Annotated in this window: 19 protein-coding genes and 2 tRNA genes; 14 read left to right on the top strand and 7 right to left on the bottom strand. The window is 34.6% G+C overall.

Annotated features, from left to right (window positions below):
* The first annotated feature begins 172 nt into the window (after positions 1 to 172).
* From porC to ACKI2P_RS05945, 7 genes are all read left to right on the top strand, one after another.
* The gene (porC, locus tag ACKI2P_RS05975; RefSeq protein WP_407375923.1) at positions 173 to 694 is read left to right on the top strand and encodes a pyruvate synthase subunit PorC; all 522 of its coding nucleotides are present in this window, start codon (positions 173 to 175) and stop codon (positions 692 to 694) included.
* A gap of 12 nt (positions 695 to 706) precedes the next feature.
* A complete protein-coding gene (gene porD / locus ACKI2P_RS05970) occupies positions 707 to 949 on the top strand; it encodes a pyruvate synthase subunit PorD (RefSeq protein WP_407375921.1) in 243 nt (80 codons plus the stop codon).
* Between the two features lie 13 nt (positions 950 to 962).
* The gene (gene porA, locus ACKI2P_RS05965) at positions 963 to 2,108 is read left to right on the top strand and encodes a pyruvate synthase subunit PorA (protein WP_407375919.1); all 1,146 of its coding nucleotides are present in this window, start codon (positions 963 to 965) and stop codon (positions 2,106 to 2,108) included.
* A 2-nt stretch (positions 2,109 to 2,110) separates the two neighbouring features.
* Entirely contained in the window at positions 2,111 to 2,980 is an 870-nt protein-coding gene (porB, locus tag ACKI2P_RS05960; protein ID WP_407375917.1) for a pyruvate synthase subunit PorB, read from the top strand.
* An 11-nt stretch (positions 2,981 to 2,991) separates the two neighbouring features.
* Entirely contained in the window at positions 2,992 to 3,492 is a 501-nt protein-coding gene (locus tag ACKI2P_RS05955; RefSeq protein ID WP_407375916.1) for a 4Fe-4S dicluster domain-containing protein, read from the top strand.
* A 93-nt stretch (positions 3,493 to 3,585) separates the two neighbouring features.
* Positions 3,586 to 3,738 (top strand): 4Fe-4S binding protein, encoded by a 153-nt coding sequence (locus ACKI2P_RS05950; RefSeq protein ID WP_407375914.1) that lies wholly within the window; start codon positions 3,586 to 3,588, stop codon positions 3,736 to 3,738.
* Between the two features lie 50 nt (positions 3,739 to 3,788).
* Entirely contained in the window at positions 3,789 to 4,631 is an 843-nt protein-coding gene (locus ACKI2P_RS05945) for a fumarate hydratase (RefSeq protein ID WP_407375912.1), read from the top strand.
* Positions 4,632 to 4,685: 54 nt separating this feature from the next.
* Here the strand turns inward: ACKI2P_RS05945 and ACKI2P_RS05940 are convergent, their stop codons facing one another.
* The 4 genes from ACKI2P_RS05940 to ACKI2P_RS05925 all read right to left on the bottom strand — a co-directional run bounded on the left by ACKI2P_RS05940 (position 4,686) and on the right by ACKI2P_RS05925 (position 6,781).
* Positions 4,686 to 5,570 carry a PhoU domain-containing protein gene (locus tag ACKI2P_RS05940; RefSeq protein WP_407375911.1) on the bottom strand — a complete coding sequence of 295 codons (885 nt, stop codon included), beginning with the start codon at positions 5,568 to 5,570 and terminating at the stop codon, positions 4,686 to 4,688.
* Between the two features lie 8 nt (positions 5,571 to 5,578).
* Positions 5,579 to 6,472: a hypothetical protein gene (locus tag ACKI2P_RS05935; protein ID WP_407375909.1), complete on the bottom strand. Its 894-nt coding sequence runs from the start codon at positions 6,470 to 6,472 to the stop codon at positions 5,579 to 5,581.
* Between the two features lie 119 nt (positions 6,473 to 6,591).
* Positions 6,592 to 6,664, bottom strand: a tRNA-Thr gene (locus ACKI2P_RS05930).
* A gap of 34 nt (positions 6,665 to 6,698) precedes the next feature.
* Positions 6,699 to 6,781, bottom strand: a tRNA-Leu gene (locus ACKI2P_RS05925).
* Positions 6,782 to 6,945: 164 nt separating this feature from the next.
* On the opposite strand from ACKI2P_RS05925, the gene ACKI2P_RS05920 reads away from it, so the two are divergent.
* From ACKI2P_RS05920 to ACKI2P_RS05890, 7 genes are all read left to right on the top strand, one after another.
* The gene (locus tag ACKI2P_RS05920; protein WP_407375907.1) at positions 6,946 to 7,113 is read left to right on the top strand and encodes a 4Fe-4S binding protein; all 168 of its coding nucleotides are present in this window, start codon (positions 6,946 to 6,948) and stop codon (positions 7,111 to 7,113) included.
* A 14-nt stretch (positions 7,114 to 7,127) separates the two neighbouring features.
* Positions 7,128 to 7,895 carry an adhesin gene (locus ACKI2P_RS05915; protein WP_407375906.1) on the top strand — a complete coding sequence of 256 codons (768 nt, stop codon included), beginning with the start codon at positions 7,128 to 7,130 and terminating at the stop codon, positions 7,893 to 7,895.
* 12 nt (positions 7,896 to 7,907) lie between these two features.
* A complete protein-coding gene (locus ACKI2P_RS05910; RefSeq protein ID WP_407375904.1) occupies positions 7,908 to 9,188 on the top strand; it encodes an oligosaccharide repeat unit polymerase family protein in 1,281 nt (426 codons plus the stop codon).
* A gap of 256 nt (positions 9,189 to 9,444) precedes the next feature.
* Positions 9,445 to 10,077, top strand: a complete 633-nt coding sequence (cbiM, locus tag ACKI2P_RS05905) for a cobalt transporter CbiM (RefSeq protein WP_407375903.1) — start codon at positions 9,445 to 9,447, stop codon at positions 10,075 to 10,077.
* 1 nt (position 10,078) lies between these two features.
* Positions 10,079 to 10,384 carry a PDGLE domain-containing protein gene (locus ACKI2P_RS05900; RefSeq protein ID WP_407375901.1) on the top strand — a complete coding sequence of 102 codons (306 nt, stop codon included), beginning with the start codon at positions 10,079 to 10,081 and terminating at the stop codon, positions 10,382 to 10,384.
* A 111-nt stretch (positions 10,385 to 10,495) separates the two neighbouring features.
* Positions 10,496 to 11,326, top strand: coding sequence for a cobalt ECF transporter T component CbiQ (gene cbiQ, locus ACKI2P_RS05895; protein WP_407375899.1), 831 nt, complete (start codon positions 10,496 to 10,498; stop codon positions 11,324 to 11,326).
* 9 nt (positions 11,327 to 11,335) lie between these two features.
* The gene (locus tag ACKI2P_RS05890) at positions 11,336 to 12,175 is read left to right on the top strand and encodes an energy-coupling factor ABC transporter ATP-binding protein (RefSeq protein ID WP_407375897.1); all 840 of its coding nucleotides are present in this window, start codon (positions 11,336 to 11,338) and stop codon (positions 12,173 to 12,175) included.
* On the opposite strand, the gene ACKI2P_RS05885 is transcribed toward ACKI2P_RS05890, so the two are convergent.
* From ACKI2P_RS05885 to feoB, 3 genes are all read right to left on the bottom strand, one after another.
* Positions 12,172 to 12,372, bottom strand: a complete 201-nt coding sequence (locus ACKI2P_RS05885; protein ID WP_407375896.1) for a hypothetical protein — start codon at positions 12,370 to 12,372, stop codon at positions 12,172 to 12,174. The two genes, ACKI2P_RS05890 and ACKI2P_RS05885, sit on opposite strands and share 4 nt — an antisense overlap.
* A 49-nt stretch (positions 12,373 to 12,421) precedes the next feature.
* Positions 12,422 to 12,649 carry a ferrous iron transport protein A gene (locus ACKI2P_RS05880; protein WP_407375894.1) on the bottom strand — a complete coding sequence of 76 codons (228 nt, stop codon included), beginning with the start codon at positions 12,647 to 12,649 and terminating at the stop codon, positions 12,422 to 12,424.
* Between the two features lie 141 nt (positions 12,650 to 12,790).
* Entirely contained in the window at positions 12,791 to 14,848 is a 2,058-nt protein-coding gene (gene feoB / locus ACKI2P_RS05875) for a ferrous iron transport protein B (protein WP_407375892.1), read from the bottom strand.
* Positions 14,849 to 15,094 lie beyond the last annotated feature (246 nt).

Below are 15,094 nucleotides of genomic sequence, written 5' to 3'. Positions count from 1 at the left end.
GTATATGAAATAATTGAAAATATTAAAAGAAATATTAAAAAAATAGACAAAAAAGAAACGATTAAATCAAAAAAAATTAAACAAAAATATTCAAAAACGAAAATTTAACATAAAATTTATATATTTTAGAATTTATAATGATTATACATGATAAATATATGGAGGATAAGTAATGATTGAAATTCGTTTTCATGGAAGAGGTGGTCAAGGTGCCGTTACCGCTGCTGAAATTTTAGCAAAAGCAGCATTCAAAGACGGCAAGTTTGTCCAAGCGTTTCCGTTTTTTGGGGTTGAACGTAGAGGAGCTCCTGTAATGGCTTTCACCAGAATTGATGATGAGCCTATTAAAATGAGATATCAAGTATATAATCCGGATTATGTTCTTGTACTGGACGACGGATTATTAAATGTGGTGGATGTATTTTCAGGAATTAAAGACAATACTGAAGTAATTATAAACACCACCGAATTTAAGGGCAGTGGTGAACATAAAGTTTACGATATCGATGCAACCGGTATTGCACTTGATTTATTAGGACGCAATATTGTAAATACAATTATTTTAGGATATTTTGCTAAAAAAACAAATGTTGTAAGTATCGAATCACTTATAGAAGTTATTAAAGAAACCTTCCCTGGAAAAATTGGAGAGTTAAATGCGGAAGCTACACAAAAAGCTTACGAAATGGGATGATAAGGTGAGATTATGGTAAGTATAGGATGTGTAATTAAAACACCGGGAAATACTAAACAAAACAAAACTGGAAGCTGGAGAACTTTCAAACCTATTTTAGACAAAGAAAAATGTATTGATTGTGACAACTGCATTTTGTTCTGTCCAGATTCCTGTGTAAACAAACAACATGATATTGATTACGATTACTGTAAAGGATGCGGAATTTGTGCTTATGAATGTCCATCCGATGCAATCGAAATGGTAAAAGAATAAAAGGAGTGATTTAATGACTAAAGAAGTAATGACCTCAAATAAAGCAGTTGCAGAAGCTGTAAGATTGGCTAAGCCACAAGTTATTCCTGTTTATCCAATTACTCCACAAACTACAATTTCTGAATATTTAGCACAATATGTAGCTGATGAAAAGATTGCAGCTAAATATGTTAAAGTAGAATCCGAACACAGTGCAATAAGTGCTGCAGTTGGAGCAAGTGGTGCTGGAGTAAGAGTATTTACAGCAACATCTTCACAAGGATTAATGTTAATGCACGAAATTCTATTTGCGGCAGCAGGTATGAGAACCCCATTCGTTTTGGCTGATGCAAACAGAGCAATTTCTGCACCGTTAAATATTTGGAACGACCAACAAGATTCAATTGCACAAAGAGATGCAGGATGGTTGCAAATTTATGTTGAAAATGCACAAGAAGCATTGGATACAACCTTAATGGCTTATAAAGTTTCAGAAAATCCAAATGTTTTACTTCCATCAATGGTGTGTTTAGACGGATTTATTTTAACTCACACTGTTGAACCTGTAGAAATTCCAGATCAGGAAACTGTAGATAGTTTCTTACCTCCATACGTTCCGGAACATGCATTTCTTGATCCAAAACAACCAATGTCAATAGGTAACTTTGCAGACCCTGACTACTACATGGAAGCAAGACATGACATGGATGTTGCAATGACCAACTCCATTGAAGTTATTCAACAAGTTTGCGATGAATTTAAAGAAAAATTCGGAAGAGAATATGGTCTTGTTGAAAAATATAAAACAGAAGATGCTGAAATCATCTTTGTTGCAATGGGTTCCCTTTGCAGCAGCATAAGAGTTATTGTAGATGAATTAAGAGCAAAAGGCGAAAAAGTAGGTTTACTTAAAATCAGAGCTTACAGACCTTTCCCTGTTGATGCAATCAAAGAAGCTGTTAAAGACTGTGATAAAATAGCAGTTATTGATAAAAACTTCACATTCGGAATAGGAGGAGCTCTTTATTCAGATATGAAAGTTAAAATTGATAAAGAAATCTATGGATTCATTGTCGGTTTAGGTGGAAGAGACATCACCCCTGAAACCCTCATTGAGGCATATGAAAAAACCAAAGCTCCAGAACAAGATGTAACCTGGATTGGACTTAAGGAGGAATAGATATGGTAGACATACCTGATAAAAATTTATTAGCACCAGGACACAGAGGATGTGCTGGTTGTGGAGCATCAATCGCAGTTAAATTGGCATTAAACGCATTAGGTGAAAATACCGTAGCTGTTTCTGCTACAGGTTGTCTTGAAGTTATGACCACACCTTACCCTGAAAGTGCATGGGAAATTCCATTTATTCATGTAGCATTTGAAAACTCAGGTGCAGTAGCATCAGGTGTTGAAAGTGCACTGAGAATTCAAGGAAAAGATGACGTGAACGTCGTTGCTTTCGGTGGTGACGGTGGAACTGTAGATATCGGTCTTCAATCATTATCCGGAGCTATGGAAAGAGGACACAATATGCTTTACATCTGTTACGATAACGAAGCATACATGAACACAGGTATTCAAAGAAGTGGAGCAACTCCATTCGGTGCAACCACTACAACTTCACCTCAAGGGGTAGCCAGTTTCGGAGAAGACAAACCTAAGAAAAACATGCCTATGATTATGGCAGCACATGGAATTCCATATGTCGCAACCGCTTCAATTGCTTATCCTGAAGATTATGTTAAAAAAGTTAAAAAAGCAGCTGAAACAAAAGGACCTGCTTATATCCACTTACAACAACCATGTACAACAGGTTGGGGATATCCTTCTGAAAAAACAATTGAAATGGGTAGATTAGCTGTTGAAACTGGATCCTGGATTTTATACGAAATTGTGGACGGAAAATTCGAAATCACTTACAGGCCTGAAGAAAGAAAACCTGTAAAAGAATATTTAGCACCACAAAAAAGATTCAGACACTTAAATGATGAAATCATTGAAAAAATCCAAAAATACGTTGATGCAGAGTGTAAAGAACTTGGATTATAGGAGGAAAAACAATGGAAAAAATTTCTGTAAATAGCAATTTATGTGACGGATGTATGAATTGTGAAAACATGTGTGCATCTGTACATTCTGCTAGTAGAATAAAAATTGTGGAACACAACTCTTCCTTTTATTCCATTGTATGTCAACATTGTGAAAGCGCACCATGTATAAAAATCTGTCCGACCGACGCAATAACTGACGAAGGGGTAGAAACAGAAAAATGTATCGGTTGCGGATTATGTGTAATGGTTTGCCCATTCGGTGCAATGACTTTCCAAGCAAGCATTGCTGAAAAATGTGACCTCTGTGCCGACAGAGAAGACGGACCTGCATGTATTAAAGCATGTACAAAAAGAGCTATCAGCGTTCTTGATCCGGCTAAAGTCAAAGCTCAAAATCAAGAGAAATTCCTGTCCAAACTTGCAGGAGTTTACGAGCCTGATGGCCAGAAAGGTGGATTTGTCCATGTTATAACAAGTCAAGCAAGAGCAAGACTTGTTTTAGAAGAATAAAAAAATATGAATTATATAGGTAATTGTACAAGTTGTACAACTTGTGGGAGTTGTCAGCAAGCCCCAAATGCTGACACTCCCTCTTTATTTTGTATGCACTGCCAACCATCAGATGCGCCATGTATAAAGATTTGCAAACTCAATGCCGTTGAAGTATTAGGCGGAGCCATAACCATTAATGCAGAAAAATGCAATCTTTGCAGGGAATGTGTCGAAGTTTGCCCGATTGGTGTAATCAAAATTTAAATATCTTAAAATTTAAATATATGATTAATTAATTTTTATAGGGTTTTATTTTGATTACTAAAGATATTATTAAAGATACTGTTTATGAACTTTACAAACAGGCTGCAATCGTTCTTGGTGATGATGTAAAAAAATCACTTGAAGATGCGCTTAAAATAGAAGAACATGAACTTGCAAGGCTAAATCTTGAATCTATTTTGAAAAATATTGAACTTGCTAAAGAAAAAGGCATTCCAATGTGTCAAGATACAGGCCTTCCCGTAGTTTTTGTTAAATTGGGAAAAGTCGAAGTTGAAGATCTGCGCGGAGGTATTGAAGAGGGAATCATAAAAGCCACAAAAGAGATTCCAATCAGACCAAATATCGTAGACCCCCTCACACGTGAAAATACAAACGTCAATATCGGAGATTACATTCCTCCAATTGACATTGAGCTAATCGATGAGGATTATGTTGAAATTACAATTCTTCCAAAAGGATTCGGTTCAGAAAACAACAATGCAATGAAAATGGCACTTCCTGCAGAAGGAATTGAAGGAATAAAAGAATTCGTTGTCGAATCTGTTTTAAAGGCAAAAGGAAAACCATGCCCGCCAACTGTAATTGGTGTTGGAATTGGAGGAACATCAGATTTATGTTTAAAACTCGGTAAAAAAGCTCTCCTTGGAAAAGTTGGCGAAAGAAATCCTGACCCTCAATTAGCAAAACTGGAAGAAGAAATCCTGGAAGAAATCAATGCATCAGGCATTGGTCCTATGGGCCTCGGTGGAAAAACTACTTGCCTTGATGTAAAAATCTTAAAGGCCCATACACATACAGCCGGTCTTCCTGTTGGAGTATGCGTACAGTGTTGGGCAGACAGGCATGCCAGTGCAAAATTATATGATGAATAATCAATTTTAAAAAAATAAGATGTTTAATTTCAATTAAACATCAAAAAACTATTTTTATCTGAAAGTTCTAGGAGTGGTTGGCCTTGGAATATTGTCATGAAATTCAATGGCAGCATCCATAATTTCAACGCAAATATCCCCTATTCTTTCAAATGCCTTGATAACCCTAAACAGATAAATGAAATAATTTGAACGTTCCTTTTCATCAAATGAAGTTTCAGTCATTTGAGTTGCAATAAGATTAATGGATTTAGATTGTAAAATGTGGATAGACTCCTCAAGCTCCATCAAATCATCTTTTAAATCAGTTTCGCCATCAATAAATGCCTTCATTGACAAACGAATCATTTTTTGAGCAGTCTTATACATTTTCTTTAATTTTTTTAGTATGTCCTTATGGATATCATAAATTTCATTGATGGCAAATTTAGCAATATGACCGCAATAATCCCCAATACGCTCCAAATCATATGCAACTTCATTATAAATCACGGATTTTGAAAATTCGGAATGATAATTGATACTTACTATGGTTTCAACAGATGTCCTAATTTTTTCAACCATATTGTTTGTGGCAAAGTCCATTTCCAACGCTTTATTTGCCTTTTCTTCATCATTTTCCAAAACTGCATCAAAGGATGTTTCAAGCTGGGAATGTACATGACGAGCCATATTAACCAACAAATCATTCAATAATGCATTGCCCACACTGTTTTTAGGGCCGGAAACATCATGCATCTGGGAAGTGAATTTTTCATAACTTTTTAAGTCAATCATATATGCTCTTTTAACAGTTCCGTCCTTTACAAGAGGCTGCAGCAATTTGGTTACATATCTTCGAGATATTCCCAAAGTCTCAGCTATTTCCTCCTGAGTTGACGGATTTTCATATAAAATCAAATCCAAAATTTCCTTAAGGGTATTATCTCTTTTTGTCATCCTATCAACTATTTTTTATAATTATCCAACAAATCATTAGATTCGAAATGAATATCATTTGAAGATTTGTTTATTCCCCTTTGCGGATTTTGAGGGATACCCTCTGCATCTCCAACATGCCCATTAGATCGGATATTATGGGTGTGTTGAGGATTGCCTTTTGGCCTTCTTCTAATGTTTTTAGGTCTTTGTCTTCTTGGAGCCTGCTGTTCACGGTCCACATAAACCCATTCTCCGGAATTGCGTTTTTGAGAAATTCTTCTAACATTGCGGTCAGCCCTTTGCTGAGATTGGATATTTTTAACTTCATTTTTAGATACTATTGCAGAGTGTAAAACTCTAAAGATAACTATTGCTATTAAAATGAATGCAATTATGGCTATCTGCAAATCGAAATGAGAAAATAATCCATCATATAGGCGGGTGATCGCATTATCCACATCAACAAATCCTCTTGCAAGAAATATCAATCCAACTACTACCAGTATAATACCATGTTCCCTTTTGACATGGTTTGGCTTTAATATAAAAGGATATGCACTGATTACTAGTAGAGCAATACCCAAAAGCTGATAGAGATGATTTTTTGCGAAATCCTGAAGTGAAAGATAAACATTTAAAAATGTTTGAGGCATAATTCCGGCTTCAGAAAGTAAAGCGAAAATTAACAGTAACTGAATTATAGCTATAACCACTAATGGAAAGAGATAGGCAATGTCCCACTCAAAGTCAGAGTTAATGGACGCTTTTGAAACTGGATTTTCCAAACCTTCACAAAGCACATTATACAAAACTGAGGAAGCAACAGATCCAATAAGAGTACCTGCAACACCTAAAACTCCAGTCAGTATAGCCACGACCGCAGATGCAAATGCAACAATTAACAGTTTTTTATAATTCATAATTTTCACCTTAATTTGTTATTATCTTCAAATAATTTAAAGATTATGTAGTTAATAAACTTTATGAAATTACTCCACATCAAACAATAAACATGTAAAAAATAACTTAAAAATAGTCAAGCTTTAGGGGGGATTCGAACCCCCGACTTCCACCTTACCAAGGTGGCGCTCTACCGGCTGAGCCACTAAAGCAAATTCGAAAAAAACATGTAAAATTATAAAATAGTGCAAGGGAAGGGATTCGAACCCTCGAAGGCCTATACCAGAGGATCTTAAGTCCTCCCCCTTTGGCCGCTCGGGCACCCTTGCATACAATATTGATATTGGATAACATAGTATATAAATGTTACCTTTTTTCGTCAAATAAAAAGAAATTTTAAGAAATCTTTATTTTAATATTGTTCGATAAAGTATATAAATATTTAAGGTTATAAATATCAATATTCTAATGAAAAATTTTTAAGGTGTGCTAATTGAAAGTGGATATGGAAGAATGTGGAGTTTGTGAAGACTGTATTGATGTATGTATGGAAGAAGCAATTTCCAGGAAAGCATACACCATAGTGATTGATCCTGATAAATGCGACAACTGTGGCGAATGCGTTGATGTTTGTCCGGTCGGAGCACTTTACGAAGATTGAAAATACTGATTTTTATGAAAATCAAATTTACATTAATTGATTACCTGATAATTATTTTAGTCATATGTGCTATTGCATTTGCTTTTATACATATTACAAGTGATGATTCATCAACTATTCAAAAAACTGCTTTTGATGCTTCAACAATAAACAAAATACCTGACACCTATACAAATTATTACAAGGACGGGCGCATTGTAAAAGGTGTTTTAAAAGGTTTTAATGCAAGCACTGGTGAAGAAATCACATTAAACGGTACTGTTAAATGGATTGATGACACCCCATCAGTCAAACTATTGATTGAAAATGAGAATGGAACTTACCTGACCGGACTTTTCAAAAATACTCCGAATGCAGACATTTATATGGACACAATCTCACTTGAAAGCGACGGCAGCGTATATCCAAATTTAACCGAATTTACTATAAAACCACAGAATATAACTTCTTTAAATGATTTGAGGAAAAATTTAACAGATAGCGAATATGAGATTTCCACAACTATTACTTCAGATTCATTTGACCCGCTAAAAATCCAAGAAATTGAAAATGAAATAGATTCACACAATAAACGCTTCGGAGTTAAAGCAGCATTTGCAGATAATAACAATCAAATTTATCTCACAAAAGCAGACAATCAAAATATTGAAATCAGTAATTCTATTTTAGGAAATATCGATGGATTGACTGATAAAATTACATTAAGAGTTTATAATTGTAGTGATAGTGAATTGAATTCTATTAAAAACAACTATGAAGTTACAAACATCAGGCAATTTTAAGTTGTGTAAACCATGAGCATAATTTATTCCACTCTAACTTCAATAATAAATAAGATAAGTGACGAATTTCACAGATCTTTTTTATTTACAACTATTTTTACTATTTTAGAGTTTATTGAAAATCAATGGGTCAATAGCTTTTTCAAAAAACTATATCCCAGTGAAGATTTCTTAAGTTTTTTGAATAAAAATAAAATACTTAAAAATTATCTTTTCCACCCATTGGCTGTGCTTGTTGTATTTGCCATGTTTTTACTTCTGGCACTGAATTCCGTTTCAAACAGTTTGGCAGCTACACTGGCATTGGCATTCGCCGGATTTTTCATAGGATGTTGCATACTTCCAAGATTCTTTTTAAAAAATGATTTGAAAAGTATAGTCCGGTTTGAAAAAAAGGACATTTACTCAATAGGGTTCTGTTTAACTTTAGTGAGCATAGTATTTTTCTTCATAAGTGTTGCTTCCGTTGGAGGAATTCCTCTTTTAAAGCCATCTATCAGATATTTATTGAAACCGATATTCACTATGCCAGTATTTTTAATTATACCAGGAACCTGCCTAATTGCAAGTGCATATCTAAAGGATTTTCAGGATGAAAATATTACCCGTTCACAAGCAAGATTCAGATTCATTTTCTTGCTGGCAATTGACTGTGCATTTTTATTGCTTCTAGGTTATAGGACACCACTACTTGCAGCATTTCTCATCATAATTATCATAGGTTTCTATGGAAATATTGTTTCTCTTTGGGAAGTTGTAGTTGGTGCTCTGATTGGTATAGGTGCGATAATTGGAATTGGGTATTTTCGATCACTTGGAGAACTTACAATAACATCATCAACCAATCCTTTCTACACATTACAGTCAAGAGCTGATTTTACACTACATGTTTTAAACCTGCTTGACTTTATTGGCGGAAACTTCGGAATTACCCACGGACATCTTCTGGCAAGTGCCATCCCCGGAAGTGAATTGGGGCCAAGGATGATGGTTGGGAAATTAATCGCCTGGAGAACTGAAGTAACCATTACACCAACATTGATTGGTCAGATGGTAGTTGATTTCGGAAAGATAGGCGTGTTTATCGAAATGTGCCTTTTAGGATTTGTATTAGGCATCGGATTTAAAATAATGCAGAAAACCAAAGATTATTTCTACATTGGAATTTACTCCTTAATATTAACATATTCCATTTTGGGAGTTGAAACCGGAATTTTGGACATTCAGGTTTTATTATACTTTGCAGTAGCAATTTTCATTTATTTAATTTCCCTTGTAAAATCAGCAAATTAAACTATTTTTTAAAATCAAAGTATTACTTTATTTCCAGAATAATACTAATTAGTATTACTTTAATAACCTTTATATAGATAATCAAGTCAAATTATAGAATGTCAAGCACAATATAGGATTTATTAATCGTTATGTTTGATAAAACTGCCAATATACTTGATATTACTAAAATGAACAAAAAATATTACATATTAGTAATACTTATTTATAAAATTTCATAGAAAAAGTATTACTCTTGAAGAATGGAGGAATTAATTTGCATATACCTGATGGATTTATACCTATCGTACAATGTGTAATTTACTACATCATCCTGATTGTAGCGTTATACTTCTCTGTAAAATGGGCAAGATTCAACTTAGACGAAAAACGTATACCTCTTCTTGCAGTTCTCGCCGCAGGTATCTTTGCAATCATGTCCATGAACATGCCAATTCCATTTGGTACAAGTGGCCACATGGTTGGGGGAGCATTGGTTGCAATTGTATTCCTCGCCCCTGAAGCAGCTGTATTGGTATTTACAGTAGTATTACTCATACAAGCATTGATCTTTGGAGACGGAGGAATTACTGCATTAGGAGCAAACGTATTGAACATGGCAATCATTGGAGGTTTCGTAGGATTATACACCTTTAAAGGATTGCAAGGAACTATAGGAAAATATCCTGCAGCAGGCATTGCTGCATGGTTAGCTACAGTAATTGCTGCACTCGCATGTGCTATCGAAATGGGTATTGCAGGAACATTCCCAATGAACATTGGTATCCCATCAATGGTATTATACCACTTCTTCATTGGAATAATCGAAGCAGTATTAACCGTTATCGTATTAGTGGCACTTGACAAATTCAGACCAGACTTACTGGCTTGGAACAAAGGAGATGCATAATATGGAACAAAAAGACAAAATGTTAATCGTGGTGGCAATTGTCATTTGTGTTGTAATATGTGTACTTTCACCATATATTGCATCTGGTGACCCAGACGGCCTTGAAAAATCTGCTGAAGACTCAGGATTAGCAGAAGATTTCTCAGTTGAAGAAATCAAAGGAATACCTGATGCAATCTTCCCAGACTATGCATTTGCTAATAATCCTGACAGCCAACCGTTACAAATAGTGGCACTGGTCATAGGTGTTGTTATAACCCTTGTTTTAGGATATGCAGTTGCTGCAGTTGTAAGAAATAGAAATTAAATCTTTTTAATTTCTAACTTTTTTCTTTTTTTCAAAAATTATTGAAATTAATTAAACTTTATATAAGCAAATAATAATATATGACCAATTTTAATATATAATAAGATAAACATGCCCGATATAACACAAATAATGAGATTTGATGAACTAGCATCAAAAGACAGTCCTATTCATAATCTTGAAGGACGCATAAAATTAATTTCAACAATATTCATTATTGTTGTCTGTGTTGTATCAAAAGAACTTTTTATACCTATAATTTTAGAGATAGTGCTTTTGATTATACTGAAATTAGCCAAACTATCCTACATCGATTCATTGAAAAGATTATTATTGTTGCTTCCATTTGGTGGAGCAATCATCATTTTTCAACCTTTTATTCAACCGGGGAATGTGATTTGGAGTTATTCATGGTTGCAGGTTACTGATTTCGGTCTTAATTGGGCGATTCTTTTGTTGACTCGTATGATAGTTACATTGACCGCAATTATCATATACTCCTCTACCACTCCTTTGCAGGAAATGGCGAGCTCTTTTAGAAAATTGAAGATGCCAAGGGATTTGGCAATGATTCTATCCATCATGGTGAGATTTCTTTTCCTGTTTGTTGATGAACTTGCGGCAATCAGAAAAAGCCAAAAGTCAAGGAATTTCAACATTCATTCAAAAAATACCCCCTATAAATGGAGGGTAAAACAGGTAGGATACACAATAGGCATGATGTTTTTAAAGGCATATGAACAAGGAGAGCGAGTTCACAGAAGTATGGTGAGCAGAGGATTTTCAGACGCATCTGAAATGTTTGACGAAAAGAAATCCCCTGAAAGAAGCGATTACATATATTTATTTTCAATAATAGTCATAGTTATCATACTTGAAATCATTATCTTTAGATATTCCGGACAATTAGGTTACTTTGGAGAGAATTTAGCAATTAATTAGGTGGCAGATATGGAACATATTCATTTAGAAACAAAAAACTTATCTTTTACATACCCTGACGGAACACAGGCTTTGAAAAACGTTAATTTACAAATCAGAAAAGGGGAAAAGATAGCTATCATGGGTCCGAATGGTGCAGGCAAATCTACACTATTTTCCCATTTCAACGGCTTGACCGAACCTACATCAGGACATGTTGAAGTAGATGGAGAAAAGATAGTTTTTGAAAGGGATCAACTGCTTAAGGTAAGACAAAAAGTGGGAATAGTGTTCCAGGACCCAAATGACCAGCTGTTCGCCCCTACAGTCAAGGAAGATGTTGCATTTGGACCAATGAATCTGGGTCTGGAATATGAAGAGGTAGAAAGAAGAATCAAAGAATCATTGGAAATGGTCGGAATGGCCGGATTTGAAGAAAAAACCCCACATCATTTAAGTGGAGGTCAGCAGAAAAGAGTTGCCATTGCAGGCATTGTTGCAATGAGACCAGAAATAATGATACTTGATGAACCTACCGCAGGTCTTGACCCTGAAGGTGTCGATAAGGTATTGCATATTTTAAACAAGCTTAATGATGAAGGAATAAGTATTGTAATTTCATCACACGATATAGAGATGGTGAATGAATTTGCAGATAAGATATTCGTTCTCTACAATGGTGAAATCATTGCTCAAGGAAACAAGCAGCAGATATTTTCCGACAGAGAATTATTAAAAAAAGCTCACCTTAAAGCACCGGTAACAACTGAAATACTATACAAACTAAAAGAAAATGGAATGGATGTTGATACCGAAAAATTAAGTATTGAAGAAACAGTAGCGGAAATATTAAAAAATAAGAAAGATTAGTTTGCAGATCTTCTTTTTCTAAATCTTTCTTTAAGTTTATTGATAAATTCAAATTCTTCATCCAATTCCGGAGAATTTCCAAATCCGCAATTCGGACAATGAATCTGATTGCAGTTGGAGTGTTTTCCGCAACTGGTACATCCACGGTTTTCCAATGAATTTTCATCAAACTCAAAACCGCACATACGACATTTCATAATAACACCGTTAATAAAAATAGAATAAAAAAAATAAAAAAAATTGAAGTTATTCTACTTCAATATTTTTAGCTTCTTCTTTACGAAGACAGATATCATATCCTTTAACACTCATTTCGATAGGATCACCAAAAGTAGCTACTTTTTTGATTTTGATTTCTGCACCTTTAACAAATCCCATACCTAATAAGTGTCTTCTTAAACCCACATCCCCGGTTTCATGGTATTTAACCAATTTTACAGTTTCACCAGGTTTTACATCATTTAAGGTTTTCATTTTTTCACCTCATAAATAAAAAAATTTTTAGGCATGCTAAAAATCATGTAATTAATAATATGTTCTTACTCGTATATAAAAGTTTAGTCATGACTAAAAAAAATTGAAATGAAGATTATGAAAATCTTCATAAACACGTTCTTAACCGAATCCTGCTAAAAGACCTACATTGTATACTAAGAATGATACAATATAAGCAGTTACCAAAGTAATAGCAGACATCACTAATGGCCATTTGAAACCGTTGGTTTCCTGTTTAATAGCACCGATTGCTGCGAAACATGGTATGTATAGAAGTGTAAATACCATAAATGCGAATGAAGACAATGGAGTGAATAAATCTTGAACAATAGCATTCATTCCTTCTTCATCTTCCTCAGCGTCAACACCACCAAGTGTTCCGAATGTAGATACAACAACTTCTTTTGCAACTAAACCTGTAATGATTGCAATACCTGCTTGCCAGAATCCAAATCCGAGAGGAGCGAATATTGGTGCAATAAATGAACCGATCATACCTAAAATACTGTCGGCAGAACCGTATTCCACACCGAAAGGTAAGGTACTTAAAATCCAGATGACAATTGTTGAACCAAGAATGATTGTTCCTGCTTTTCTGAGGAACCCTTTGGTTTTCTCCCAAGTGTGTAACAGTACACCCTTAACGGAAGGTATCTTATAGGTCGGAAGTTCCATTACAAATGGAGCAGACATTCCTTTAAACAAGGTTCTTTTAAGGATTGCAGCAACAATAAGAGCTACAATAATACCAATTATGTACATTGAAGTAGTAACTACAGCTTGTTGAGTTACAACAAACGGACCAATTGCAAATAATGGAATTTCAGCGAAGAACACTGCAGTAAACATTGCATAAATAGGCAATCTTGCAGAACAAGACATGAACGGAATAAGCATCATTGCAAGAATACGGTCAGATTCATTCTCCATAGTTCTAGTAGCCATGATTGCAGGCACACCACAACCGAATCCTAAAATCATAGGAATGAAAGCTTTACCATGAAGTCCTACAACTTTATGCATGATAATATCCAAGGTAAATGCTGCCCTTGCAAGGTATCCGCTGTCTTCTAAAATACTTAACAGGAGGAACATGATAATAATTTGAGGTAAAAATACCAGTACTCCACCTACACCACCAATAAGTCCATCACAGACAAATGAAGCTAATGTAGGATCTGCTATAACTGAACCTGCATATTCAATCAGCATTGCAAATCCCATATCAATCATATCACAAAATGGAGCGGAAATAGTAAAAGTCAAATGGAACAATAGGAATATCATAGCCAAGAATATGAAAGGAGCTAAAACCCTATTTGTTACAATGTTATCAATCTTATCAGTCATGGTCGGTTTTTCGACACTAGGCCTTTTGACTGCTTCGGCCATTAATCCCCCGATAAATGCATATCTTGCATTTGCAATGACCTCTTCTGCACCTTCCTTGTAAACATCATGAAGGTGGCTTGCTACCTTATCGACAGCGATCATGATTTTGGAACTGTTGTTTGATTGTTGAACTTTATCTATTACGATTGAATCCTTTTCCAATAATTTCACAGCAGTCCAAACAGACGGCACATCCAATAAGTTATTGTCCTTTTCGATTTCTTCCTGAATTTCTGAGAGATGTCCTTTAATTTCATCCCCATAGGAAAGTTTTGCACTAGAATCCACTGGATTTTTAGCAGCTTTTTCCACAGTTGTCAACAATTCTTCAAAACCGTCTTTGGTTTTTGCATTGACTTCTACAACCGGAAATCCTAAAAGTTCACTCATCAATTTAATGTCAATAATATGTTCTTTTTTCTTTGCAAAATCATTCATGTTTAGAGCCATTACCAAATTGGCACCCAGCTCCATCATTTGAGTTGTTAAATATAAATTTCTTTCTAGATTAGCAGCGTCTACTACATTAATGATTACATCAGAGTCATCATCTACAATAAAATCTCTAGAAACGATTTCTTCCATAGAATGAGCACTTAATGCATAATTACCAGGCAAATCAACAACATCATATTCGTAACTGCCATGTTTGAAATGACCTTCTGCCCTTTCAACGGTTTTTCCCGGCCAGTTACCAACATGCTGACGCATACCGGTTAATTGATTGAATACAGTAGTTTTCCCCACATTGGGATTTCCTGCTAATCCTACAATTAATTCTGTCATTAACCATTCTCCCGTTTATTTTCACTTAAAAAAAAATGTATTGAAAAATACATATTTACTAAAAAATTTTTTTAGTTTAAGATTTTACCCCCCACTTAAAAAAAGTTAGGTAAACCTAAACATAATTATATTATTATTTTTATTTTATATAAATATTTAGGCAAACCAAATAAGTATTTATATAATAAATTTCATAATATTAATATAACAATAGTTATAGTAAAAATGGAAATAAATTTAGCCATT

The organism is Methanobrevibacter sp. (assembly GCF_045541095.1).
Taxonomy (GTDB): Archaea; Methanobacteriota; Methanobacteria; order Methanobacteriales; family Methanobacteriaceae; genus Methanocatella.
The sequence above is the reverse complement of the archived record's forward strand: the minus strand, read 5'-3'. Positions and strand labels throughout refer to the sequence as shown.